This window comes from Microbispora bryophytorum, assembly GCF_006874465.1.
Lineage (GTDB): Bacteria > Actinomycetota > Actinomycetes > Streptosporangiales > Streptosporangiaceae > Microbispora > Microbispora bryophytorum.
In genome coordinates this window covers 1-24224 of record NZ_VIRL01000019.1, presented here as the reverse complement: position 1 = coordinate 24224, position 24224 = coordinate 1, and the positions used below count along the sequence as shown (strand labels likewise).

27 protein-coding genes are annotated in these 24224 nt (G+C 70.8%); 14 read left to right on the top strand and 13 right to left on the bottom strand.

Features of this window, described 5'->3' with window-relative positions:
• Positions 1 to 27: 27 nt before the first annotated feature.
• Positions 28 to 1272 (bottom strand): mannosyltransferase family protein, encoded by a 1245-nt coding sequence (locus FLX07_RS28020; protein WP_142574680.1) that lies wholly within the window; start codon positions 1270 to 1272, stop codon positions 28 to 30.
• A gap of 322 nt (positions 1273 to 1594) precedes the next feature.
• Here FLX07_RS28020 and FLX07_RS28015 point away from each other — a divergent pair, with 322 nt between their 5' ends.
• Together FLX07_RS28015 and FLX07_RS28010 are read left to right on the top strand one after the other, a co-directional pair.
• On the top strand, positions 1595 to 3043 hold the full coding sequence (locus FLX07_RS28015; RefSeq protein WP_189105070.1) for a hypothetical protein: 1449 nt from the start codon (positions 1595 to 1597) through the stop codon (positions 3041 to 3043).
• A 147-nt stretch (positions 3044 to 3190) separates the two neighbouring features.
• Positions 3191 to 3379, top strand: a complete 189-nt coding sequence (locus FLX07_RS28010; RefSeq protein ID WP_142574679.1) for a hypothetical protein — start codon at positions 3191 to 3193, stop codon at positions 3377 to 3379.
• 203 nt (positions 3380 to 3582) lie between these two features.
• On the opposite strand, the gene FLX07_RS28005 is transcribed toward FLX07_RS28010, so the two are convergent.
• The gene (locus tag FLX07_RS28005; protein ID WP_142574678.1) at positions 3583 to 3864 is read right to left on the bottom strand and encodes a metal-sensitive transcriptional regulator; all 282 of its coding nucleotides are present in this window, start codon (positions 3862 to 3864) and stop codon (positions 3583 to 3585) included.
• Positions 3865 to 4025: 161 nt separating this feature from the next.
• Between FLX07_RS28005 and FLX07_RS28000 the strand changes: the two genes are divergently transcribed.
• Together FLX07_RS28000 and FLX07_RS27995 are read left to right on the top strand one after the other, a co-directional pair.
• Positions 4026 to 5066 carry a PP2C family protein-serine/threonine phosphatase gene (locus FLX07_RS28000; protein WP_208762423.1) on the top strand — a complete coding sequence of 347 codons (1041 nt, stop codon included), beginning with the start codon at positions 4026 to 4028 and terminating at the stop codon, positions 5064 to 5066.
• A 150-nt stretch (positions 5067 to 5216) separates the two neighbouring features.
• A complete protein-coding gene (locus FLX07_RS27995; RefSeq protein ID WP_142574677.1) occupies positions 5217 to 5561 on the top strand; it encodes an STAS domain-containing protein in 345 nt (114 codons plus the stop codon).
• A gap of 99 nt (positions 5562 to 5660) precedes the next feature.
• Here the strand turns inward: FLX07_RS27995 and FLX07_RS27990 are convergent, their stop codons facing one another.
• From FLX07_RS27990 to FLX07_RS27960, 6 genes are all read right to left on the bottom strand, one after another.
• Positions 5661 to 6740 carry a glycosyltransferase gene (locus FLX07_RS27990; RefSeq protein ID WP_142574676.1) on the bottom strand — a complete coding sequence of 360 codons (1080 nt, stop codon included), beginning with the start codon at positions 6738 to 6740 and terminating at the stop codon, positions 5661 to 5663.
• Complete coding sequence (locus tag FLX07_RS38015; protein WP_229689922.1) at positions 6737 to 7783, bottom strand: hypothetical protein; 1047 nt, start codon at positions 7781 to 7783, stop codon at positions 6737 to 6739. The genes FLX07_RS27990 and FLX07_RS38015 overlap by 4 nt, the downstream gene beginning before the upstream one ends.
• Positions 7784 to 7942: 159 nt before the next feature.
• Positions 7943 to 10045: a (Fe-S)-binding protein gene (locus tag FLX07_RS27975; protein ID WP_142574675.1), complete on the bottom strand. Its 2103-nt coding sequence runs from the start codon at positions 10043 to 10045 to the stop codon at positions 7943 to 7945.
• A gap of 226 nt (positions 10046 to 10271) precedes the next feature.
• Positions 10272 to 10880, bottom strand: coding sequence for a TetR/AcrR family transcriptional regulator (locus FLX07_RS27970; protein ID WP_142574674.1), 609 nt, complete (start codon positions 10878 to 10880; stop codon positions 10272 to 10274).
• Positions 10881 to 10898: 18 nt separating this feature from the next.
• Positions 10899 to 11669 carry a class I SAM-dependent methyltransferase gene (locus FLX07_RS27965; RefSeq protein ID WP_142574673.1) on the bottom strand — a complete coding sequence of 257 codons (771 nt, stop codon included), beginning with the start codon at positions 11667 to 11669 and terminating at the stop codon, positions 10899 to 10901.
• A complete protein-coding gene (locus FLX07_RS27960) occupies positions 11666 to 12481 on the bottom strand; it encodes a sugar phosphate isomerase/epimerase family protein (protein WP_142574672.1) in 816 nt (271 codons plus the stop codon). The genes FLX07_RS27965 and FLX07_RS27960 overlap by 4 nt, the downstream gene beginning before the upstream one ends.
• Positions 12482 to 12644: 163 nt before the next feature.
• On the opposite strand from FLX07_RS27960, the gene FLX07_RS27955 reads away from it, so the two are divergent.
• The 7 genes from FLX07_RS27955 (at position 12645) to disA (ending at position 18026) form a co-directional block, all read left to right on the top strand.
• Positions 12645 to 13343, top strand: coding sequence for a class I SAM-dependent methyltransferase (locus tag FLX07_RS27955; protein ID WP_142574671.1), 699 nt, complete (start codon positions 12645 to 12647; stop codon positions 13341 to 13343).
• A 41-nt stretch (positions 13344 to 13384) separates the two neighbouring features.
• On the top strand, positions 13385 to 13792 hold the full coding sequence (locus tag FLX07_RS27950) for a MerR family transcriptional regulator (RefSeq protein ID WP_229689923.1): 408 nt from the start codon (positions 13385 to 13387) through the stop codon (positions 13790 to 13792).
• Positions 13789 to 14103 carry a thioredoxin gene (gene trxA / locus FLX07_RS27945; RefSeq protein WP_142574670.1) on the top strand — a complete coding sequence of 105 codons (315 nt, stop codon included), beginning with the start codon at positions 13789 to 13791 and terminating at the stop codon, positions 14101 to 14103. Before FLX07_RS27950 ends, trxA begins: the two co-directional genes overlap by 4 nt.
• An 80-nt stretch (positions 14104 to 14183) precedes the next feature.
• A complete protein-coding gene (locus FLX07_RS27940; protein WP_142574669.1) occupies positions 14184 to 14609 on the top strand; it encodes an ArsR/SmtB family transcription factor in 426 nt (141 codons plus the stop codon).
• Complete coding sequence (locus FLX07_RS27935) at positions 14606 to 15244, top strand: SRPBCC family protein (RefSeq protein WP_142574668.1); 639 nt, start codon at positions 14606 to 14608, stop codon at positions 15242 to 15244. The genes FLX07_RS27940 and FLX07_RS27935 overlap by 4 nt, the downstream gene beginning before the upstream one ends.
• A 60-nt stretch (positions 15245 to 15304) precedes the next feature.
• On the top strand, positions 15305 to 16741 hold the full coding sequence (radA, locus tag FLX07_RS27930) for a DNA repair protein RadA (RefSeq protein ID WP_142574667.1): 1437 nt from the start codon (positions 15305 to 15307) through the stop codon (positions 16739 to 16741).
• A 196-nt stretch (positions 16742 to 16937) separates the two neighbouring features.
• The gene (gene disA, locus FLX07_RS27925) at positions 16938 to 18026 is read left to right on the top strand and encodes a DNA integrity scanning diadenylate cyclase DisA (protein ID WP_229689924.1); all 1089 of its coding nucleotides are present in this window, start codon (positions 16938 to 16940) and stop codon (positions 18024 to 18026) included.
• Between the two features lie 103 nt (positions 18027 to 18129).
• Here disA and FLX07_RS27920 read toward each other — a convergent pair whose 3' ends face one another.
• Genes FLX07_RS27920 through FLX07_RS27910 form a run of 3 tightly spaced genes read right to left on the bottom strand, consistent with a single transcriptional unit; the run spans position 18130 to position 19812 of the window.
• Positions 18130 to 18798 (bottom strand): Type 1 glutamine amidotransferase-like domain-containing protein, encoded by a 669-nt coding sequence (locus FLX07_RS27920; protein WP_142574666.1) that lies wholly within the window; start codon positions 18796 to 18798, stop codon positions 18130 to 18132.
• 36 nt (positions 18799 to 18834) lie between these two features.
• Positions 18835 to 19053, bottom strand: coding sequence for a hypothetical protein (locus tag FLX07_RS27915; protein WP_142574665.1), 219 nt, complete (start codon positions 19051 to 19053; stop codon positions 18835 to 18837).
• Between the two features lie 57 nt (positions 19054 to 19110).
• Positions 19111 to 19812 (bottom strand): hypothetical protein, encoded by a 702-nt coding sequence (locus FLX07_RS27910; RefSeq protein ID WP_142574664.1) that lies wholly within the window; start codon positions 19810 to 19812, stop codon positions 19111 to 19113.
• Positions 19813 to 19951: 139 nt separating this feature from the next.
• Here FLX07_RS27910 and FLX07_RS27905 point away from each other — a divergent pair, with 139 nt between their 5' ends.
• From FLX07_RS27905 to FLX07_RS27895, 3 genes are all read left to right on the top strand, one after another.
• Entirely contained in the window at positions 19952 to 20818 is an 867-nt protein-coding gene (locus FLX07_RS27905; RefSeq protein WP_142574663.1) for an HhH-GPD family protein, read from the top strand.
• Between the two features lie 99 nt (positions 20819 to 20917).
• On the top strand, positions 20918 to 21526 hold the full coding sequence (locus tag FLX07_RS27900) for an RNA polymerase sigma factor (RefSeq protein ID WP_142574782.1): 609 nt from the start codon (positions 20918 to 20920) through the stop codon (positions 21524 to 21526).
• Positions 21523 to 22185 carry a hypothetical protein gene (locus FLX07_RS27895; protein ID WP_142574662.1) on the top strand — a complete coding sequence of 221 codons (663 nt, stop codon included), beginning with the start codon at positions 21523 to 21525 and terminating at the stop codon, positions 22183 to 22185. The genes FLX07_RS27900 and FLX07_RS27895 overlap by 4 nt, the downstream gene beginning before the upstream one ends.
• Before the next feature lie 65 nt (positions 22186 to 22250).
• On the opposite strand, the gene FLX07_RS27890 is transcribed toward FLX07_RS27895, so the two are convergent.
• Both FLX07_RS27890 and FLX07_RS27885 read right to left on the bottom strand, forming a co-directional pair.
• Positions 22251 to 23186, bottom strand: coding sequence for a TIM barrel protein (locus tag FLX07_RS27890; RefSeq protein WP_142574661.1), 936 nt, complete (start codon positions 23184 to 23186; stop codon positions 22251 to 22253).
• 420 nt (positions 23187 to 23606) lie between these two features.
• Positions 23607 to 24224: AAA family ATPase (locus FLX07_RS27885; protein WP_167748416.1), on the bottom strand; the 618-nt coding region annotated here is incomplete at its 5' end.

Genomic DNA, 24224 nt, shown 5'->3' with positions numbered 1-24224 from the left:
TACATGGAGAAGTTAGTCAGCGTTGGATCACCCGATCCAGGCGCCTGTGGTGAAATTACCGACATTGATTGCCCACACCGGCGCGGCGACCGCGAGGTAGGCCATCATGACCCAGGGCCTTCGGCTGCCGACGACGCCGACCGAGATGTAGAGCGGCCACCACAGCAGGGACGCCCGGCCCACCGACATGTAGAACGACGACATCGCCAGCAGCGCCACCGCCTGCGGCGCCAGGTAGGCGACGTCGGCCCAGTTGCGCCGGACCAGCCGCGCGATGATCAGCAGGACCAGCACGAGCGCCGCGATGATCTCCTCGCGGTACGACGTGGCCAGGATGGGCTCGTTGAGCGACCTGTGCCAGGTGTCGATGAACACGTTCCAGGGCAACTCGGGATAGCGGCCCCAATACTGCGCCTCCGCCGCCTTCCAGGCCATGAGGTCGCCGGTGCGGTTCCAGAGGTAGATCATGTACGCCAGCACCGGCACGCCCGGCAGCACCAGCCACGGCGCGTTCCGCCATCCCTTGGGAGCGCGCAGCCCGTCGCGCGAGACGAGGAACTGCACGACCAGGCCGAGGGCCAGGAAGAGCCCGGAGATGCGGATGGACGACGCGAATGCCGCGCAGACTGCGGCGGCCTCCCACCGGCCCCGTCGCGCCAGCAGCCACGCGGGGATGGCGAGCGCGAGGAACAGGCCCTCCGTGTAGCCGGCGAGCAGGAACACGGCGAACGGGCTGAGGAAGAACGCCAGCACGGCCCAGGGGCCGCTGCCCTCCCGGTACGACTCGCTCAGCCGCGACAGCGCCACCGCCACGACGGCGCTCGCGACGAGCGAGATCAGGACGAGGGCGAGCCTCAGGTCCGGGATGACCAGGTGCAGGACGCGCAGCAGCAGCGGCAGCCCCGGGAAGAACGCGACGAGCCGCGGCGAGTCCTGGTCCTCCGGCCGGCCGTCGTAGCCGTACCGCGCGATGTCCATGAAGTTGTAGGAGTCGTACCGGTTGAACCGGTCGAGAATCGCGTCCTCCGTACGGCCCGGCGCCGCGAGGATCAGGTAGATGTACGAGGCGACCTGCCAGAAGAACCAGATGAGCAGGGCCGTGCGATCGGGTGAGTGGCTGAGCCACCACATCGCCCAGCGTCTGCGGCCCGAGTGCGGCCCTGTCTGCTCGCCGGTCGCCGTCCCGGCAGAGGTGTCCACGGGCGCCATCTTCTCCGATGCCTCGTCCGCGCTCCGCTCACGGGCGGTCCCGGCCTGCTGGATCTCCGTCACGAGCACCTATGGAATACGCCACGGCAGTCCCTGCCAAGTGGCCGACACACCCCGAAATAGCCATTAAGCCGAAGAAATAAGCATATGTGCTGCTCAACGCCTCCCGGCGCGTGAAACTTTCACCGACGGTCTCCGCCGCGCCGACGCTCCCGCCGCCTCCGGGACCGGCGGGCTACCATCGAATGCAGCGAGGGGACCGCCGGAGTTCGTCGCGGCATCGTCTGCCCGGGAGGGGCATCGGCCAGGACCTGGCCGTCGCCCACTCCGGCTACGGCCGGAAGGCGAGAAGCCGTCCTCTCCGGAGGACGGAGGTCACTGCCGGGTGTACTGGGACGGGTTCACGACGATGGAGCACGACGTGCGCGCCGTCGTCGGCGACCCTCGGTGGACGCTGCTTCCCCCCGTCGCCCGGGCGCACACCCTGGCCCAGCGGGCCCTGGTCACTCCTGACGGCGTCCGGTGGCTGTTCGGCGCGCACGCCCGGTGGTATCGCCTCGACCGCGTCGACGGCCGCTGGCACCTGTCGGCTCCTCCGTCGCATCCGGCCGTCCGCTCCGGCGCACGGCCGAGCGCGCCGAGCGTGGCGATCCCGCCCGCGCTGATCCCCGCGGGCCCCGACTTCGCGTACGACCGCGGGTCCACGCAGGGGTTCGTCGGCCCGGACGTCCCGCACGAGATCACCGAACGGCTCCGCGCGCTGCTGCTCGCCCACCGCGGGCTGCGGCGGGAGGATTTCCCCCTCGGCGGCAGCGTCTACCAGCAGATCTTCGCCCGCGACGTGGCCGCGACGGTGGCCGCCGTCTGGGGCACGATCATGTGGTGCGCCTACGCGCCCGCCTTCGACGGCAACGAGGTCATGCTGTCGATGTTCGGCGAGTTCCTGGCCCGGCCGTTGCCCGGGGACGACTGGGTGCGCTGGCTGCCCATGGGCTCGCTCGACGCGCTCGTGGCCCTCTACGCCGAGCGGATGCGCTCCGGCGCGCGGGAGGCGGGGCTGCGCCTGGCCGGGCTGATGACCGAGACCGCCACCGTGCTGCGCGCCGACCCCCGGTTCCGCCCGCGCGCCGACGCGCTGATCGCGATGGCCGAGCCGTTGCTCGGCAGCCCCTGGCTGGACCAGCACGCCCTGCCCGGCGGCGCCGTACGGCAGGCCTGGCTGTCGCGCTGCCCGCCACACCTCGTCTCGGCCACGCTCCCCGAATGGGCGCCCGGCGAGCACTTCCGGCACACCCTGTACGACCTGGTCGAGGCCCTGGACTACACGGCCGCACGTGGGATGGATCCGCGCGCCATGGCGGCCGCGCTGCTGGCCGCCGACGTGGCGGGCGTGTGCGGCGTGTCCGAGCCCGCCTGGGCGGCGCCGGGCGGCTCGCGCACCGCGCAGGTGGTCGCCGCGCTCTATCCGTGGATGGACGACGAACTCCGGCAGGCCCTCTATCTGGCGCTCGCCGAGCCCGCCCACCCGCTTCGGGGCTGCTGGCCGGCCGGCGGCGAGCTGCCGCCGGGGCTGGTCCCGCCCGACCGGGAGACAGCCGCCGCACTGCTCGGCTCCGCGTACGCGACCGGCCTGGCCTGGTGCGCCCTGACCTCGACGCCCGCGCCGCCGGAGGGCTTCGCGGTATGCTCCGCGGTCGTGAAATGCTTGATCCACCAGCGGGACGATCCACGTCCGCAGGAGGCGGCGGAGCCGCGCAGGCCCGACCTGGACGAATCTGGTGGATGGCTGTTCGAAACATCCAATTCGGATATTCCGTCCTTACCTCCGCTTTAGCAATCCCTTCCCCTCATCACTGCCTTTTTCATCGAATTGTGATCTCGATAGCAGGGAAATGGTCCCGGAGGGACGAGGGCCGCGGGTCGGAATGGTCACGATGGGCCATGTCCCGGCAGGGTACCCAGACGTAACCTCGTGATGGGTGTGGGCTGCGGAAGGAAGGACGACGCGGTGGGGCACGACGACCTGGACTCTCGGGTCCACGACCGTGTCGCGTTGGACGAAATCGCGCTCTACGCCGAGGTGCTGGAGGCCGTGAACATCACGGAGAACCGACTGACCTTGGAAGAGCTCGACAACGCGCTCGGATTGCGGACTTCGGCGAGCCGCTGAAGGCATTGAGAGCATGGACCGTCCCGGGCATCTGGTGGGCCCGGGACGGTCGCTCGGCCGCGATGGTCCGTCCGGCCGCCCGGACGGGCGATCACGGACAGGTGATCACGAGCCGGCGATCACGCACAGGCCGATCACGCACAGGCCGGCGCGGACAGGTCGGCAGGAGCAGACGGTGACGGCCAGGCGGTGACGGACAGGCGTCACGACCTGACGAGACGGGCGATGGCCGCCGAGGCCTCCTTCATCTTCTCATCGGCCTCCGGGCCTCCGCTCTTGACGGCGTCGGCGACGCAGTGGGCGATGTGGTCCTCCAGCAGACCGAGCGCCACCGCCTGAAGGGCGCGGGTGGCCGCCGAGACCTGAGTGAGGATGTCGATGCAGTAGGTCTCCTCGTCCACCATCCGCTGCAGTCCCCGGATCTGTCCCTCGATCCGGCGCAGGCGGGTGAGGTAGGCCTGCTTGTCCCCGCTGTACCCGTGCATCCCTCCACGATACCCGTTACCGGTATCCAGCGTCGCCGTCCCGATACGGCGCGTAGGGCGGGCGGTTCCGGGAATGCATCCTTGACATCCTCCCCCTTCTAAAGGAGGGGGATTCCTCGGAGATATCCGATGAACCGGTCGTAGCGGCCCTGGAGTCGCGGATGGGAACCCAGGCTGTCCTTCGCACGCTGCCGTTCGCCGTCATGGCGACGGTGGTCGTGCTCGACCTGCTCGCCGGATCGTCCCTGGGCCTGCTGCCGTTGCTGACCCTCGGTCCCGCGTTCGCGGTGACGGGCGGCGTGCGCCATACCGCGCTGACCGGGCTGGTCGCGCTCGTCCTGTCCGTGCCGCTGGCCTACCACGACCGCCTGCTCGGCGGCCCGCGGACCACCGTCACGCTGGCCGCGATCGTCGGGGTCACCGCGGCCGCCATGCTGGCGTGCCGGCTCCGGGCCGAGGGCGAACGCAGGCTCGCGGACGTCCGCCTCGTCGCCGAGGCGGTTCAGCGCGCGCTGCTGCACCCGGTGCCCCGCCGCGCGGGCGACCTGCGCATCGCCCTGTCCTACACCTCCGCCGCCGTGGACGCCCGCATCGGCGGGGACCTGTACGACATCGCCAGGGGGCCGGGTGGCGTCCGGCTGATCATCGGCGACGTGCAGGGCAAGGGCCTCGACGCGGTGGAGACGGCGGCCTCGGTCGTCGGCGCCTTCCGCGAGGCCGCCTACGACGAGCCGGCGCTCGCCGATGTCGGCCGGCACCTGGAGGACCACCTCGCGCGGCAGCTGGGCGGGGAGAAGTTCGTCACCGCCGTGCTCGCGGAGGTGAGCGAGAACGAGATCCGGCTGCTCAACTACGGTCACCCGCCGCCTCTGCTGCTCACGTGCGACGGCCGTGTCCACCGGCTCGAACCGCGCGAGGAGGCGCCGCCGCTGGGCCTGGGCGCGCTCGCCCCCACCGGCCCCGAGCCGTACGGATCCGCGTTCCGCGAGGGCGACCAGATTCTCTTCTACACCGACGGCGTGTGCGAGGGACGCGACCGGGGTGGAGACTTCTATCCTCTGGAGGACCGGGCGCCCCACCTGCTGCGGGCCCGCGACCCGCAGGAGGCCCTCGACCTGCTGGAACGCGACCTGGTCGCGCACGTCGGCGGGCCCGTGCCGGACGACGCCGCCATGCTGCTCGTCCGCAGGGAACGGCCCTGACGGCCGGGCCCGGGCATCGTTTGCCATGTGCAATCATTGACGGACAGCAGCTCCGGCGGGCCGTGAGGCGACGGCCGGACGGCAGGGCAAGGTGAGCAGGGGCGAGCACGAGTGGAACCGGGAAGGCACGGACAGCCCGACACCTTCTCCATGCTCACCGTTCTGGACGAGGACGTCGTCGTCATCCGGATGTTCGGCGATCTGGACCTGGGCTCCGCCCACTCGCTGCGCGCCTGCCTGGCCGAGGCCGTCGGGCTGCGCACGCCGCCCCGGATCGTGCTCGACGCCGAAGGGCTCAAGTTCTGCGACTCGACCGGGCTGAGCGTCCTCATGGGAGCCGTGACCGCGGTCAGTGCGGCCGACGGGCGCCTCGCGCTCAGCGGCGCCCACGGGCGCTTCGCCCGAATGCTCAGGATCACCGGCCTCGACACGGAGCTGCCGATCCACGACTCCGTCATCGCCGCCGCCGCGTATCTCAGCGCGCCCGGCGGCTGAACCGGCTCGGCGGCCCACCACTCCACGGGCCACCACACCACGGGCCACCACTCGACGGGCCACCAGCCGCGCGGATGTGCCACCCGCCGCCGTGACGGGTCAGGGGCGCGAGCGCAGGCCGTACATGAGCTCCTCCCAACGGACCGCGACGGACGGCGCGGCGTGGGCGGACGCGGTCTCCAGCGCCCCGGCCGCCAGCTTCATGCGGCGGCGTTCGTCGTCCACGAGGGTGAGCAGCGCGCAGGCGAGCGGCTCGGCGTCGCCGCCCTCCCCCTCCTGGACCAGCACGCTGTCGCGGTCCGGGCGGAGGAACTCGGCGGGGCCGCGGGATCCGGCGAAGCCCACGACCGGCACCCCGCAGCTCAGCGCTTCGATGACGGTCATGCCCAGCAGCTCGTGCCGCGACGGCACCGCGACGATGGACGCCTTGGCGAACTCGCCGGGCAGGTCGGGCGTGGTGCCCATGAAGTACACATGGTTGTGCAGGTCGAGGTCGCGGACGAGGGCGCGCAGCCGCCGCTCCTCCGGGCCCCCGCCGTACAACCGCAGCCGCCAGTCGGGCCGCTTGTCGGCGACGATCGCGAAGGCCCGCACGAGCTGGTCGTAGGACTTGCCGGGCACCAGCCTGCCCCCGGCGCTGACGATCCGGTTGTCCATGCGGGAGCGCGGCCAGGGCGTCCCGGGCAGCGCGTCCGGGATGACGTGGACGGACAGGTCGTCATCGAGCAGCCGCACCCACTCGTCCCGCCGGGCGGCGGTGCTCGTCACCACGGCGTCGAGGCGGGGATAGAACCGGCGCACCGGGCCGGCCACCGACGGCCTGCCCCACTCCCGCGCGATGCGGACGACGTCTCGCGGGGCATGCCTGGCGGCCTGCACGCTCAGCGACGGCCGGGTGGTGACCAGGACGTCGGCGCGCAGACCGCGCAGCATCCGCCAGAGCGCCACCTCGGTGCGCACCTGTCCCCGGGGCAGCAGGTGATGGACACCGGGCCGGGCGTCCACGAGCCAGCGCAGCGTCACCTGGCGGTCGACCGGGAAGAACGGCGTCTCCCTGGCGCGCCGGACGCTCACCACCTCCACCTCGTGCCGTGAGGCCAGCCCTCCCGCGAGGTTCAGCATCGCCCGCACGTCACCACGCATGCCGTACGCCGAGGGGAGCAGGAACGCGATCTTCACGCTCCCACCTCCAGGAGCAGCTCGTCGCCCTGGGTGAAGCTGGGCCGGATCGGCACGCCGTCCACGAGCGCGTGGGGATAGTGGACGCGGCGGCGTTTGCCCTCGACGTCGTCGAGCCTGGCGCCCAGCGGCAGCGCGCGATCGACGCCGTCCACCTCCAGGTAGGGCTCCCAGGAGCCCTGCGAGTCGGGGGTGGCGGCCAGCACGTCGCACAGCGAGAGCGCGGCGTGGAACCGGACCCCCTTGACGGTGGCGGCGACCCGCACGGTCGCGCCCGCATCGTCGAAGCCCGCGTCCTGGGGGCCGGGATCGTGGGGGCCCACATCGCCGGCGCCCGCACCGTGATGGCCCGCACCGTGGTGGCCCGCACCGTGGTGGCCCGCACCGTGATGGCCCGCACCGTGGTGGCCCGCGTCGCTGCGGTCCAGGGTGCTGTGGTCCGGGGCGCCGCGGTCCTGGTTGTTGTGGTTCAGGTTGTTGTCGTTGTTGTTGTGGTTCAGGGTGTTGCGCTCCGGGGCGCCGCGGTCCGGGTCGCTGTGACGCAGCGCGAGCGTGGCGTGACGGTGCTGGTCGTCGTCGTCCAGGCCGGTGTAGGCCAGCAACCCGGTCACCTCGAACCGCCCCTCGCGGAACCACACCGCGCGGACGTCGGCGACCGGCTCCGCCGGATCTATCTTCAGGGCCAGAAATCCGTTTCGCGTGCGGTAGGCCCGGTAGGCCAGCGTCCGGCGGCCCAGGGCGTACGCGTCGAGACGGTCGAGCGAGAACCCGGGATCGGCGCTCTGGATGCGGGCGCGGACGCCGTCCTGTTCGAGGTAGGTGTCCCAGCGGCCGGGACCGAGGTCGAGGGCCGCGAGGGAGACCGCGACGCTGGCGTCCCTCGTACGCCCCCCGGATGCGCCGAGCGTCACCCGCCGTTCCTCACCCGTGCCCCGTCGCCGCAGGACCAGGCGGGTGCCGTCCGCCAGCGGCTCGGCGATGGACAGACGCAGGGAGAGGACGTCCGCCAGGGTGACCTCCGCGTCGATGACGACCACACCCACCGTCCAGCCCCCTCCCCGTCGATTGAGCCAACGTTGAGGTTACCGTGATTTTCCTGTTATGTGGAGAAAGCCTTTGTCACTCTTCCGTGAAACACGGTTCATTACATCGCCTTGACCGGCGATTTCCACAAAAAGTTCACGATCGTGGCAAAGTCTGCTTTACCCCTGCTTGATGGATTTGATCAGGAGCTGGGCGACGTCCACGACCTCCAGCGACTCCTTGGCCTGACCGGCGTTCTTCTTCTCGTTGATCGCGTCGCCGAGCATCACGAGGCAGAACGGGCAGGCGGTGGAGACGGTGTCGGGATCGGTGGTCAGCGCCTCGTCCACGCGCTCGGTGTTGATGCGCTTTCCGATGCGCTCTTCCATCCACATGCGTGCGCCGCCGGCGCCGCAGCAGAATCCGCGTTCCTTGCAGCGGTGCATCTCCTGGGCCTGGACGCCGGGCACCTTGGCCATGATGTCGCGCGGCTGGGCGTAGACCTTGTTGTGCCGCCCGAGGAAGCACGGGTCGTGGTAGGTGATCTTCTCCTCGATCGGGGTGATCGGGGTGAGTCTGCCCTCCTCGACCAGGTGCGCCAGGAGCTGGGTGTGGTGCACGACCTCGTAGGTGCCGCCGAGCTGCGGATACTCATTCGCCAGGGTGTTGAAGCAGTGGGGGCAGGTGGCCACGATCTTCTTGACCCCTGCCTCGTTGAGGGTCTCGATGTTCTGCTGGGCGAGCATGTTGAACAGGAACTCCATACCCAGGCGCCGGGCCGGGTCGCCGGTGCAGGCCTCCATCGGGCCGAGCACGCCGAACTTCACCCCGGCGATGTGCAGCAGCTCCGCCACCGCCTTGGTGGTCTTCTTGGCCCGGTCCTCCAGCGCGCCGGCGCAGCCGACCCAGAAGAGGTACTCGACGTCTTCGGGCATCGTTGAGTCGACGATCGGAACCTCGAAATCGAGCTCCTCGATCCACTCGGCGCGCTTCATCTCCGGCATCCCCCACGGGTTGCCCTTGTTCTCCAGGTTCTTGAGCATCACGCCCGCCTCGGACGGGAACGACGACTCGATCATCACCTGGTAGCGGCGCATGTCGAGGATGTGGTCGATGTGCTCGATGTCGACCGGGCACTGCTCGACGCAGGCGCCGCAGTTCGTGCACGACCACAACACGTCGGGGTGGATGACCCCGTCCTCGCCGACGAGCGGCTTGTCGAGCAGGGCCAGCACGTCCTCGGGGAAGCTCTCCTTCTCCTTCTCCCCGGCCAGCAGGTAGGGCGCGATCGCGAAGGCGTGGTCGCGCTGGTCGAGGATGAGCATCTTGGGCGACAGCGGCTTGTCGGTGTTCCAGGCCGGGCACTGGGACTGGCAGCGGCCGCACTCGGTGCAGGTGTAGAAGTCGAGGAAGCCCTTCCAGGACGTGTCGGTGATCTTGCCGCGGCCGAACACCTCGACCTCGGGGTCGGCCTCCTCGAAGTCGAGCACCTTGCCGTTGCTGCGCATCGGCTGGGCCGGGCCCATCCCGTCGGGGCGGCGGGAGAACAGCACGTTCAGCGGCGCGGTGAAGATGTGCAGGTGTTTGCTGTTCACCACGATGACCAGGAACACCAGCATGAGGCCGATGTGCAGCAGCAGGGCGATCTGCTCCAGCAGCTCGCTGTGCGGCAGGATCCTCCCGATGGCCAGGCTGGCGAAGGCGCCCGAGTCATAGGGGAAGGTGCCGTTGGCGGCCGCCGACCCCCGGGCGAGGAACAGCGTCCAGATGATGTTGAAGATCATGAACAGGACCAGCCAGGCCCCGCCCAGGTGGGATCCGGAGAAACGGGAGCCGCGCCCGAGCTTCTTCGGCGAGTTCTTGATCCGGATGGCGGTGAACGCGACCAGCCCGAGCAGACAGGCGACCGCGATGAAGTCCTGCAGGAAACCCAGCACCGGCCAGGTCCCGATCAACGGGATGTGGAAGTCCGAGTGCCCGGTGATCGCCCCCTGGATGACCGCGCCGTACGCCTCGATGTAGACGGTCAGCAGGATGAAGAACGCCCACATGACGAAGAAGTGGGCGGTGCCGGACGGGGTCCACTTCAGCAGCTTGCGCTGGCCGAAGACCTCGACCAGCTGGGCCTTGATCTCGGCGCCCGCGTGTTCCTTGGCGTACTCGATCCGCTCCGGGGCCGGCTGACCGCTGGTGGCGAGCCGGTAGAGGAACAGCACGCGACGGCCCGCCAGTGCGACCGCCACGGCGGTCGCGACGAGGCCCACAATCGCTACCCAGAGCACGAGTCCCTCCCAAATCGAAACGTCGGCGGCCAGCGTAGGGACGCGGCGCCCTCACGGGGGCGGTGGAATCCCGCCCTGTGGATAACGCCTACGCTTCCCGAATGGTACCGATGAGTAACTTATCCTGGGTCACGCTCGGCGAGTGGCGCTTGTCACTGCGTTTCCCGCCGACGGCACGATACTAGAACAAAGCTCTACAAGAGGGTACGAGAGGGGCGGCCGTAATCTATTCGGCCAGGTAACGCTGCACGGTGGGGCCCAGCAGCGCGACCATCTCCTCGATGTCGGCGGAGGCCAGCGGTTCGAACCTGAGGATGTACCGCGTCATCACCACGCCGAACAACTGCGCGAAGGCGGCCTGTATCCGCAGCGGCGGAACGTTCAGCGTCTCGGCCACCCGGCCGAGGATGGCTGTGGTGAAGAACTCCCGGATCATGCCGACGGCCTGCTCGTTCACCATCGCCGTCCGCACCAGGCCCAGCAGCGGCTCCCTGGCCGCCGGGTCCGCCGTCATCGTCAGGACGAAGCGGACGAGGCGCTCGCCGATCCCCTCACGTGGCCCCGACAGGATGAGGGGAAGCGCCGAGGAGGGGTCCACCGGGAGCCGCATGGCCGCGACGAACGTCCCCTCCTTGCTGTCGAAGTAGTGGTGGACGAGAGCCGGATCGACACCGGCCTCCCGGGCGATGCCGCGGATCGTCGCCTTGTCGAACCCCCTCTCCGCGAAGACCCTGCGCGCCGCGGCCAGGATCTCCCCACGGGTGTCCGCCGCGCCCGGACGCCGGCCGGGTCGTCGCCCCGGTCGCGGCCTGCCATCCGAGACCTCCGTCGTCACGTCGCTCCCCGCTCCAGCTCAGTCCCTGCGGCCCACCGCGAGATACACGCGCATGGGGACGGTCACTCGCCCGTCGGGAAAGACCCGGCCGAGCTCGGCGCGCTCCCGGGCGAGCAGCTCCGCCACCACGTCACCCTCCATCCTCGCCATGTAGGAGTGGGAGCGCAGATCGGTCAGGAAGTCCTCCAGTCGCACCGACCTGGTCCACTCGATCCAGGTCTTCGCCACGACGAGGCCGGCGTCGGACATGGCCGCGGCGATCGGCGGCATGCTCCACCCTGGCAGCACGGGCCCGATGTATCCGGGGCACGACTCGGCGAGCCGCACCTGGTTGGCCGCCAGCCAATCCGCCTTGCCGGGATCCACGCTGTTCCACCAGCCCGCGACCGCGCCGCCGTCCCCGGTCACGCGTACGGCCTCGGCCACCGACCGCACCGGGTCGAGCCAGTGCCACGACTGGGCGTACGTCACAAGGTCGGCCGCGCCCGTGCGGAAGGGCAGGTCGTTCCCGTCGGCCAGCAGGGCCGGGCAGGGCGTGCGGGCGCGCAGCCGGGCCAGCATCCCCTCGCCGCGGTCCACGGCGACCACCCGGGCGCCGCGGTCGAGCAGGCCCCGGGCCGAGATGCCCGTGCCCGCTCCGACGTCGATCACGGTCGCCCCGGCGAGCCGGACCCCCGACAGGCTCTCCAGCGCGACGTAGAGGGCCTCCGGGTAGTGCGGCCTCGCCGCGTCGTACTCCTGGGAGACGCGGTCGAAGACCCGATGGCTGTCCGCGATCCGCTCGTTCATGAGGCCGTGGACGAGGCGGCGTAGTGGAGCCTCGCGAAGGCGAGCGCTTCGGTCAGGTCCTCGATCCGTTCGCTGCGGCTCGTGGCCTTGCGCGTGTTGATCTCCAGGACGATCAGGCCCCGGTAGCCGTTCCCGGCCAGGCGTTCCAGGATCGGCCCGCAGGGCTGCGACCCCCGGCCGGGCACCAGGTGCTCGTCCTTGTTGGTGGTGCCCACCCCGTCCGCCAGATGCAGGTGGGCCAGCCGCTCGCCCAGTTTGGTCGCCATCTCCATCGCGTCGGACCCGGACACCGCCGTATGGGACAGGTCGAGCGTCACGTCGGGGAAGTCGAAGTCGAGGGGGTTCCAGTCCGGCGCGTACGGCACGACCTCGTTGCCTCTGGCCCGCAGCGGGAACATGTTCTCCACCGCGAAGACGACGTCGGTCTCCTCGCGCATCCGGGCCAGGCCCTTCTCGAACTCCTTGGCATAGTCGCGCTGCCAGCGGAAGGGCGGGTGGACGACGACGGTGTGCGCGCCCAGCCGCTCGGCCGCCTCGCGGGCCCTGCGCAGCTTCAGCCACGGGTCCCGGCCCCACACCCGCTGGGTCACCAGCAGGCAGGGCGCGTGCACGGCCATGATCGGGATCTGGTAGTGGTCCCGCAGCCGTTGGAGGACTTCGATGTCCTGGCTGACCGGGTCCTGTCCCACCATGATCTCTACGCCGTCGTACCCGAGCCTGGCGGCCAGTTCGAAGGCGTCCGGCGTACGCTCCGGGTACACCGACGCCGTCGACAGCGCCACCTTGCCGTGGGGCACGCGGATGTCACTCATGAGGCCAGCCTCCCCTGGCGGCCGGCGGGCACGTTCCAGTCCCGTGGCCGTGGCCGTCCGTTCGCTCCATGCGCCCGTTCACGGATCCAGCCTAAGCCGCAGCCGCGCCGTACGCCGCTTCGCCACAATCAACTACCCAAGGTCGCCAACTAATGTGGGGCGCATGGCACGGATCGTGAGCGGGGCCGTACCGAGTCCGAACATCTGGAACACTCCCCAGATCTACGAGCTGGAGAACCTCGCCGTGGGACCCGTGGGCGCGGCCGACTCGGCGATGCGGGCCGTCCGGCCCTGGGACGGCGCGACCGTGGTCGAGATCGGCTGCGGCAGCGGCTTCCACCTGTCCGCGCTCGCCGCGTCCGCCGGGCGGGTGGTGGGTGTCGAGCCGCACGGCGGCCTGGCCGCCCAGGCCGCCGCCCGCTGCGCGTCGCTGGCCAACGTCTCGGTGCGTACGGGCACCGCGCAGGCGCTGCCCCTCCCCGACGCGTCGGCCGACGTGGCGATCGCGCGGTGGGCGTACTTCTTCGGGCCCGGCTGCGAGCCCGGCCTGCGCGAGCTGGGGCGGGTGCTGCGCCGGGGCGGCGCGGCGTTCGTGGTGGACGTGGACGCCTCGCGCGGGGCGTTCGGCCGCTGGTTCCGCCGATCGCTGCCGTCGTACTCGCCCGAGGCCGTGGAGCTCTTCTGGTCCCGGCAGGGCTGGCGGCGCGAGGAGCTGGACCTGCGCATGACGTTCCGTTCCCGGGCCGACATGGAGGCGGTGCTGCGCATCGAGTTCACGCCTGAGGTGGCCGGCGAGGCACTGCGGGAAGCCGAGGGCCTGGAGATCGACTACCCGAACGTCCTGAGGTGGCGGGAATTCTGAATCCGGGCTTGACCTTGTCACCGGCGTCAAGCTTTACCGTCGTGCCCAGGACAGCCGAGGAGGAGCCGATGCGGATCGGCGAGCTGGCCCGGCGTGCCGGAGTGAGCACCCGGGCGGTGCGGTACTACGAGCAGCGGGGGCTCATCCGGTCGCGCCGCTCGGCGAACGGATATCGCGAGTACGACGAGTCGGACGTCCCGATCGTCAGCGAGATCCGCGAGCTGATGTCGGTCGGCTTCACGCTGGAGGACGCCCGCCCGTTCGTGGACTGCCTGCGGTCCGGACATTCGTCCGGGGGCTCCTGCCCTGAGTCGGTCGCCGTCTACCGGCGCAAGCTCGCCGAGATCGACCGGCAGATCCGCGACCTGCTGGCCCGCCGCTCGGAGGTGGCCGCCCAGTTCGCCGACGCCTGCCCCGGCTGCCTGCTGACACGACGAGGAGAGTCATGATCACGCTGACCGCGGAGAACTTCGACGAGCAGGTGCTGCACGGCGACAAGCCCGTGCTGGTGGACTTCTGGACCGACTGGTGCCCGCCGTGCAAGATGATCGCCCCGATCCTGGAGGAGATCGCCGCCGAGTACGGCGACCGCCTCATCGTGGCCAAGATCAATGCCGACGACCACCCCGAGATCGCCCAGCGCTACAACGTCCTGGGCTTCCCCACGCTGAACCTCTATCGGGACGGCGAGATCGTCCGGCAGATCAGGGGCGCCAAGCCCAAGCGCCTGCTGCTCGCCGACCTCGCCGGCCACTTCTAGTCACGTCCGTCTGCCGGGAGCCGCTTGAACGGCATATATAAGCGTTGACTTCTATAAGCGGCTCTCGGCATAGTGGGCGCGTGCACGCATTCGACGCGCTGGGGGATCCGGTGCGACGCCGGATCCTGGAGCTGCTCTCCCAAGGTGAGCAGACGTCGGGAGCGCTCACCTCTGTCATCCGCGCCGAGTTCGGGATCTCACAGCCGGCCATCTCCCAGCACCTTCGAGTGCTCCGCGAGTCAGGGCTGGCGTCCGTACGGGCCGAGGGCACGCGGCGGCTGTACGCCGTGGAGCCCGAGCCGCTGCGGGAGGTCGACACCTGGCTGGAGCGGTTCCGCGGCTTGGGAGAGCAGCGGCTCGACGCGCTCGGCACCGAACTGGCGAGGGGCAGACGGGAGCGGCGACTCGGCCGGCGGCACGACGGCGGCGATGCTCATCACACGACCCATCACGTTGCCCGTCACGCAGCCCACGACGGACGAACCGACGAGGAAGAGCGGCCATGAGCGACTTCATCGACCAGATCAACCGAGTACACCGCGCGGTCGGCACGCGCGCCCTGCAGGAAGGCGAGGCCCGTACGGTGCTGCTACGGCGCACCTACGACGCCGGGATCGAGGACGTGTGGGACGCCTGCACCGACTCCGAGCGGATCAGCCGCTGGTTCCTTCCGGTGAGCGGCGAGCTGAAGCTCGGCGGGCACTACCAGCTCCAGGGCAACGCGGGCGGGGAGATCCTGCGGTGCGAGCCGCCCCGGCTGCTCCGGGTGAGCTGGCTGTTCGGCGAGAACCCCGGCTTCAGCGAGGTCGAGGTGCGGCTGAGCGCGGAGGGCGACGGCCGCACCGTGTTCGAACTGGAGCACGTCGCCGTGGTGCCGCCGGAGTTCTGGGACCGGTTCGGGCCGGGGGCCACCGGCGTCGGCTGGGACCTGGCGGTGCTCGGGCTCGGGCTGCACCTGCGCGGCGAGATGCTCGACGACCCCGCGGCGTGGGAGCAGTCGGAGGAGGCACGCGAGCTCATGAGGCTCAGCAGCGACCTGTGGGGCGCGGCGTACCGGGCCTCCGGCGCGCCGGACGACGTGGTGACCGCCGCGGTCGCCGGCACCACCGCCTTCTACGTGCCGGACAGGCCGGAAGTCTAGTTCGCACCCCGCGCCGCTTTCCGGAGGGGATTGTCGGCGGCTGCCGGTAACCTCCCGCACGTGAGCAAGGCAGCGAAACCGGCGTACCGGTGCGGCGAGTGCGGCTGGACCACGGTCAAGTGGGTCGGCAGGTGCGGGGAGTGCCAGGCGTGGGGCACGGTCGAGGAGGCCGGGGCCCGGCAGGGCGTCCACGTGGTCAAGCCGGGCGCGGTCTCCGCCCCCGCCGTCCCGATCGGCCAGGTGAAGGCCGAGGCCGTCAGCTCGCGGACGACCGGGGTCCCCGAGCTCGACCGCGTGCTCGGCGGCGGCCTCGTCCCGGGCGCGGTCGTGCTCCTGGCAGGAGAGCCGGGCATCGGGAAGTCGACGCTGCTGCTGGAGGCCGCCGCCCGCACCGCGAGCGGCGAGACCGTCCTCTACGTCACCGGCGAGGAGTCGGCCGCCCAGGTGCGCATGCGGGCCGATCGCATCGGCGCGATCGAGGACAGGCTCTACCTTGCCGCCGAGACCGACCTGTCGGCCCTGGTGGCGCACGTGGACAAGGTGCAGCCGAGCCTGCTCATCGTCGACTCGGTCCAGACGATCGGCTCGGCCGACGCGACCGGAGTGCCCGGCGGCGTGACCCAGGTCAGGGAGGTCGCCGGCAACCTGGTCCGCCTCGCGAAGGAGCGGGCCCTGTCCACAGTGCTCGTCGGCCACGTCACCAAGGACGGCACGATCGCCGGACCTCGGGTGCTGGAGCACCTCGTGGACGTCGTGCTCCACTTCGAGGGCGACCGCAACTCGCGGCTGCGCCTGGTGCGCGCGATCAAGAACCGGTTCGGGCCGATCGACGAGGTGGGCTGCTTCGACCTGCACGAGCGCGGCATCAGCGGGATCACCGACCCCAGCGGGCTGTTCGTCTCCCGCCATCCCGAGCCGGTGCCGGGCACCTGCGTCACCGTGACCATCGAGGGCACCCGGCCGATCCCGGCCGAGTTGCAGGCCCTGGTCGGCCCGACCGAGGCCCCGCAGCCCCGCCGCACGTCGTCCGGTCTCGACTCCTACCGGGTGGCGATGGTGCTCGCCGTCATGGAGCGGCGGCTCAACGCCAAGATCAGCAAGTGCGACGTCTTCACGGCCACGGTGGGCGGCATCCGCCTGACCGACCCCGCCGTCGACCTCGCCCTGATGCTGTCGGTCGTCAGCGCGGCCGGCGACCAGGCCCTGCCCGCCGGGCTCGTCGCGCTGGGCGAGGTCGGCCTGGCCGGCGAACTGCGGCCGGTGCGGGAGGTCCGGCGGCGGCTGGCCGAGGCGGCCCGGCTCGGCTTCACCAGGGCACTGGTGCCCACCGGCTCGCTGGAGGAGGAAGGCCCACGCCTGGAGTCGTCGGAGAGCCGCGGCCGGCTCGTGGCGCTCCGCTCGCCGACCGGCCGTACGACGCCGTTCGCACCGGGCTTCGAGGTCACGGAGGTGGAGAACGTATGGGACGCGCTCAACCTCATGAGGTCGGCCAGGTGATCGGCCGTCACACCGGTGAGCACGGCGTCACGCCGGTAAACTCTGTTGCCTGCCCCGTCGGCCGTGGCCTCGCCCCCGCGCCCCCGAGGGGCTTCACAGGGCGTCCGCGGAGCGCCTCGCGGAATCTCGCCGCGACAAGGGATCGGTAGGAAGACGATCCGACGGATGACGACCGGGCGAGCCCACTGGGGTGCATGTGCTGGACAACGACAAGGCGATCGACGACCGAAGAAGGGCCGTGCTCGCCGCGCTCGCCCCGGGGACGGCGCTGCGTGACGGGCTGGAGCGCATCCTGCGCGGCCACACCGGCGGCCTGATCGTCCTGGGATACGACCGCACGGTCGAGGACATCTGCACCGGCGGGTTCACACTCGACGTCGAGTTCTCCGCGACCCGCCTGCGTGAGCTGGCCAAGATGGACGGCGCGATCGTGCTCGACACCGCCCACCTCAGGATCGTGCGGGCCGCCGTGCACCTCGTGCCCGACCCGGCCATCCCCACCGACGAGTCCGGCACCCGGCACCGCACCGCGCAGCGGGTGGCCAGGCAGACCTCGCTCCCGGTCATCGCGATCAGCAAGTCGATGCGGATCATCGCGCTCTACCTCGACGGCATCCGCTACGTCCTGGAGGAGTCGGCCGCGATCCTGTCCAAGGCCAACCAGGCCCTGGCCACGCTCGAACGCTACAAGAAGCGGCTCGACGAGGTCTCCGGCAACCTGTCGGCCCTGGAGATCGAGGACCTCGTGACGGTCCGCGACGTGGCCGTCGTCGTCCAGCGCCTGGAGATGGTCCGCCGCATCGCCCGCGAGATCGAGGGATACGTCGTCGAGCTCGGCACCGACGGGCGGTTGCTGTCCCTTCAGCTCGACGAGCTGTTCGCGGGTGTGGAGACCGACCGTGTGCAGATCATCCGCGACTACGCGCCCGGCTCGCTCGGCGCGCGGCCGTACGGGGACGCCGACGCCATGGGGGAGCTGGACGAGCTGTCCTCCGGCGACCTGCTCGACCTGCCGAAGGTGGCGCAGATCCTGGGTCACCACGGCGGCGACGCGCTCGACACGCCGGTCAGCCCACGCGGCTTCCGGCTGCTCACCAAGGTCCCCCGCCTGCCCGGGGCGATCGTCGACCGGCTCGTGAGCCACTTCGGCGGCCTGCAGAAGCTACTCGCGGCCAGCACCGACGATCTTCAGGCCGTCGGCGGCGTGGGCGAGACCCGGGCGCGCAGCGTCCGCGAGGGCCTGTCCCGGCTCGCCGAGTCGTCCATCCTGGAGCGCTACCTCTGATCGATGCGCGGCAGTTCGACTCGATGACCTGCCGGAGCGGCTGAGGAGCGCGCGGCCACGGCGGTGCGAGCACGAGGACGGAGAGGTCGCCGACGCTCATGATCTAGGGGGTGAACAGCTTCCAGTGCCCCTCGGAGACGACCTCGACATGGCCGTCGATCACCTTGATGGCGGTCTCATCGTCGATCGCGTACGCCCGATTCGGGATGCCGGCCGCCCACTTTTCCGCCTCGGCCATGGTGTTCTCCGGCAGGAGTTCGTGATCCAGGTGCGGGAAGATCGAGAAGTCGACGACACCCAGGGTGCTGTCGTCACCGGAGGGCGACTTCCACTCGACGAAGTCCTCCCCGATATGGGGAGTCATCACCATGCTCCCGGCGCTCAGTCCCGCCCAGACCGTCTCGCTCAGCGACGGCAATAGATCCGCCAGCCCGGACTGCCGCATCCAGTGACACAGGTACAGCGCATCGCCGCCGTTCACCAGCAGGACGTCTGCCTCCCGGACCCAGGGGACCCAGCGCTCTTCACCGATACTGGGCAGCGCGGTGAGCTCCAGCACTCCCACGGACTTCCACCCCAGCTCGCACATGGGTAGGGCGGACTGTCCACTGATGAAACGCCATGCGCCGACAGGAGTCCCCTGGGGGTGCCCGTATGCCGCGGTGGGGATGCAGAGGGCGTGGGACTCGGCGATCGGCTTGCCCAGGAGGTCGACCAGCGCGTCGTGGATGCTCGCGTTCGCGATGCCGGCGGATGTGAGAAGGAGCCGCATGATGCCCTTTCCTGGGCGCTCTGTCGCTGCCCTGCGTCAGAAGCGGTAGTCGGCCTGGCCGAACGGGCCGCCCTCGTCGTACTCCACCTCCGTGCTGCGGGTGTGGAAGTAGACCACCACGCCTCCGGAAACTGGTTGCAGAATGAAATCGGTTGGAATGACACTAACACGACCAGTTGCGAAGTGCCACCAGATTCGCCGGCTGACGTACGACGCCAGGCCGCGGGAGAGGAGGCGGGCCAGACCATCGATCATGCGGACCCGCACGCCTCTCGGCGTCCGCCTCTCAGCGCCCTCTCGCGACGCCCTCTCTCAGCGCAGATGGAAGACGATCTTCGGGCTCTTGAGCCGGCCCGAGTGGGCGGTCGCGACGTACGTGCCGGGGTCGGCGGCCGGCCGCTTGCCGGCGCACGTGCTGCCCGAGCGGTGACGGTCCCATTTGATCGAGCGGACGTAGGGGATGCCGCGCTCCAGCAACTGCCGGTCCACGCCGTCGCCCGCTACGCAGTCGGCCGTCGACCACACGCGCTCGCCACCCGACAGCACCCGCATCTCCAGCGTGCGCGGCCCGACGTCCACCGTGCATTCGACCTTGCTCGTGCTCACCACCGTCAGCAGGAAGGACGGCGTGTCATCCTTGCTGTACACGTCCTGACCGTTCTGCAGCGCCAGCACGAGGTCCTTCTCGTCGCAGGGATCGCCGGGACGCCGCGGCTTGCCGGGCGAGGGCGAGACGCCCGCGGAGGCGGACGGCGACGGCTGCCCGGGGACGCCGGCGCCGGAGACGGCGGGCGTCTTCGGGGCGAGCCCGGCGGGCAGCGAGACGACCAGCCGGTCGGAGGGCGTCGCCTTGACGGCGGCGGCGGTCTCGTCCGGCCGTCCGGAGGCGCTGCTGCACGCCCATGCCACGACCGCCACCACGACGAGCATCCCCGTGAGCACCGACACCCGGCGGCGCCAGTAGACGTCCGCCCCCTCGACGCCCACGTCACCACGGAAAGTGTCCGGATCCATACGGACAGTATGGGGAGCCCTGGGGGGCAGCCGGGAACGGCTCGCTGAACCTTGTCCTTCTCCACATCACAGCGTCGCCGGGTCTTTGCGCAATCGGGCGCCACACGCGCGCCGGCACGGCTCTCGGTACAGTCGGGGCGTGTCCGCCTCCCTGCGTGAGTCCATCCTCGACTGGTATGCCGAGCACAACCGCGATCTGCCCTGGCGGCGTCCCGACGCGACCCCCTGGGGCATCCTGGTGAGCGAGATCATGCTCCAGCAGACGCCCGTCGCCCGAGTGCTGCCCGTCTGGACCGAATGGATGGAGCGCTGGCCCACCCCCGAGGCGCTCGCGAAGGAGTCCCCCGGCGAGGCCGTACGCCACTGGGGCCGGCTCGGCTACCCGCGCAGGGCGCTCAACCTGCACGCGTGCGCCCGGGCCATCACGGCCGACCACGGCGGCCGCGTGCCGGCCACGTACGACGAACTGCTGGCCCTGCCCGGGATCGGCGACTACACGGCGGCGGCCGTGGCCAGCTTCGCGTACGGCGGCAGCCACGCGGTGCTCGACACCAATGTGCGGCGGGTGCTGGCCAGAACGGTGCGCGGCGAGGAGTACCCGCCGAAGGCGCCCACGGCGGCCGAACGGCGGCTCGCCGAGTCGCTGGTGCCCCCGGTGGGCGCGCCCCGCTGGGCCGTGGCCGTGATGGAGCTGGGCGCACTGGTGTGCACCGCCAGGGCGCCCCGCTGCGAGCGCTGCCCGGTCACCGCACAGTGCGCGTGGCGCCTGGCCGGACGTCCGGCCCACGACGGCCCGGCTCGGCAGGGCCAGACGTACGCGGGGACCGACCGGCAGTGCCGCGGCCGCCTGCTCGCCGTGCTCCGCGAGGCGCACGGGCCGGTCCCCAAGAAGGCGCTGGACGCCGTCTGGGCCGACCACGTGCAGCGCGAGCGCGCACTGGACGGCCTCCTGGACGACCGCCTGGCCGAGGTCCTCCCGGACGGCACCTACCAGTTGCCCTCCTGACCCCGGCCGCCCGGAAGGCGAAGCACGGTGTCCCGCTCGGCGCTCCGGAGGAGCCGGCGGGAATGAGGGTGGCCGGCCGGACAGTGCTTGTGTGTGGACATGTCACTGCGCGCCCGGATACGTGACGGGGATGCCGAGGCGTTCGAAGCGCTCTTCGAGGAGATGGAACGGCCGGTATTCAGCCACGCCTTCCGATTGACCGGGGACTGGTCGGCCGCCGAGGACGTGCTGTCGCTGACCTTTCTCGAGGCCTGGCGGCTGCGGTATCGGATCGACGCCGACGGCGGGTCCCTGCGGCCATGGGTGCTCGGGATCGCGACCAACGTGGCGCGGAATCTGCGCCGGGCGGCGAGGCGGTACGACGACGCGCTGGCCAGGATGCCCAGAGGCCACCCCGTCCCCGACTTCAGCGACGAGATCGTCGGCCGTATCGACGCCGCCGAGCAGTTGGCCGCGATCCGGCAGGCATTCGGCTCGCTGCGCCGCCAGGAGCAGGAGGTGTTCGCCCTCTGCGTGTGGTCGGGGCTCGACCACGCCGAGGCGGCCCAGGCGCTGGGCGTCGCGGTCGGGACCGTCAGATCCCGCCTGTCCAGGGCGCGCAAGAAGTTGGAGAAACTCGCCGCGGAACGGCAACGGGACTCCGGATGGCGACAGGTAAAGGGTGACCACGACAGCGTGGTCCGGTCTGTAGGGGAGGAGAGCCGATGAACAAGGGTGAGCGCGAGGCGCTGGCCGGGTTGCTGCCGTTCGAGGCGGAACCACATCTCCCGAACGACCGGCGTCGCCTGCTTAAGGAGTTCGTCATGTCGGAAATCCGCACGTCGGCCGGGCGCCCCCGGCGACGCCCGCTGCGACGCCCGCTGCGCCCCGCCCTCCTGGCCTCCGCGCTGGCCCTGGGGGTCGCGGCGGCCGTGGGCGTCCCAGCGTTTCTCAGCGGCGGGACACCCGCGTACGCCGTGTCGAGGAACGCCGACGGGACGCTCACGATCACCATCGATCAGGCGAAGGACCCCAAGCCGCTGGAGGCCACACTCCGCGGCATGGGGGTGAACGCGGTCGTCGACTACATCCCCATGGGGAAGCGATGCTCGCCTCAACCCCGCAGCACGAGCTTCCTGTCCCGGCAGGAGGCGCAGCACCCCGCCGACGGTAGGCCGTTCCTGATCTGGCCGTCCGACGAGCCGGGGTTCCGCATCGATCCGGCCGCGGTCAAGCCTGGGCAGACGGCGGTGCTGGAGTTCAACGTCTCCGCCGACGAAACGATCGCCGCGATCTGGGCGAACATCTCCCGTGGGCCCGTCGCGCCCTGCACGCTCGTGGACAGCGACGAGGCGCCGCTCGGCCCCCCATCCGGCTGGGACGACTGACCGCCTCGGCGGGCGCCGGGCGGCAGTCGAAGACGGCCTACCCGGCGCCCCGCCTCGGGCGCCCGTCAGGCGGCGAGCTTGAGGCCGAGCGCGGTGAGGTTACGGCGGGTCCAGTCGAGCTCGTCGGCGAGCTTCGCCACCAGAGCGGCGGGCCCCTTCGCCTTGGGGGAGGTCAGGTCGTGGGCCTCCACCTCGACGTGCGCGGTGCCGTTCACCGCTCCGGACAGGATCGCGGTGAGCGTGTCGGCGATCACCGGCTGGGTGCTGGGGATCTCCTGGCTGTGGTTGTGCACGTGGCTGAGCTTGACCACCGGGGCCCCGGCGAGAGCCAGTCCGCGCAGCGCCGCGTCGGGCTCCTCGGCGCCACAGGACAGATGGCAGGCGTCCAGGCAGACGCCGAGGTGATCGGAGTCGATGTCGCAGACCCGCTCAAGGGCCTGCTCGGTGGTCTCCAGCACGCAGCCCGGCCAGGGCTCGAAGCCGACCCTGACGATCTTGCCGGTGACGCTGTAGAGGCCGCGCAACTCACGCGACAGCCGTTCGAGCCGGCGGGAGGCGATGGCGTGCAGGTCGGCGGGCCAGTCGCGGCGCCAGCCGATGGGGATCGTGGAGATGCTGCCCGACTGCACGTCGTCGGGCAGCAGGAACGCGAGGATCTTCGCCAGCGACATCGTGTAGCGGTAGCGCTCGGGCTTGGCCCAGTCGGGTCCGGGGACCTCCTGGTTGCGCCCGCCGGTGCCGTTCAGGCTGACGCACTCCAGGCCGCGCTCCTCCAGCGACCGGCGCAGCCGTACGAGCTCGATGCGATCGGAGACGAGGTGGTCCGCCACGGCGGGAGCGAGCCACAGGCCGACGCCCAGCCGATCGACTCCCAGCTTCCTGCGCACCGGCACGGCGTAGCGCGTGAGGTGGGCGATCAGGTTCTCCAGATCCTCGGCGGGATGTACGCCCGCGTTGTAGGCCAGGTGAACCAGCGTCCCGTCGTCGTGCAACAGGCGCATCAGGTGCCTCCAAGGCTTGTGCACTTCCGGACCGCCATTTCGCCCACAGGGCGGGTCCCGACCCCGTGGGGACTCCGGTCCTCCTACCGCCGGGGTCTCTCCCGGGCAGACCGAGCTTCCTCCGTGCGCCCGGCCCTGCGCGTCCGCCCCGCAGCGGATTGTCCGGTACGCCGCAGGGATGACATGCCGCCCGCTCTCACTCATGGCATACCGCGAGCGGACTCTACAAAGTGTAGTACTACGCCCGGTGGTGGGATACCGGTTCTCGCCTTCTCGGCAGGAAGGTGACCGCACCGTGACCCGGGTACGGCGGAGACCCGGGTAAGGCGGAGACCCGGGTACGGCGAAAACGCCGAGGGGCGCCCCTCGCGGAGCGCCCCTCGGGTGGAACGGGTTATCGCAGGCGGATCAGCAGGCGGATCAGCGCTGGACCGCCTCGGCGATGGAGGCCGCCGAGTCCGGGACCGACGGGGCCTTCGCCTCACCGGTGAAGGTGAACGTCGCGGCGTCGCCTTCGCCCTCGATGTCGATCTTGACGACCTGGCCCGGCCGCAGCTCGCCGTACAGAATCTTCTCCGACAGCGTGTCCTCCAGCTCGCGCTGGATCGTGCGCCGCAGCGGACGGGCGCCCATCACCGGGTCGTACCCGCGGTCGGCCAGCACCTGCTTGGCCGCCGGGGTCAGCTCCAGGCCCATGTCGCGGTCCTTGAGCCGCTCGGCCACCTGGGCGAGCATCAGGTCGACGATCCGGATGATCTCCTTGGGCGTGAGCTGGTGGAAGACCACGATGTCGTCGACGCGGTTGAGGAACTCCGGCCGGAAGTGCTGCTTGAGCTCCTCCTGCACCTTGGACTTCATCCGGTCGTAGTTCGACTCGGCGTCGTTCGCGCGGGCGAACCCGACCCCGATGCCCTTGGAGATGTCCCGGGTGCCGAGGTTGGTCGTCATGATGATGACGGTGTTCTTGAAGTCCACCACCCGGCCCTGGGCGTCGGTCAGCCGACCGTCCTCCAGGATCTGCAGCAGCGAGTTGAAGAT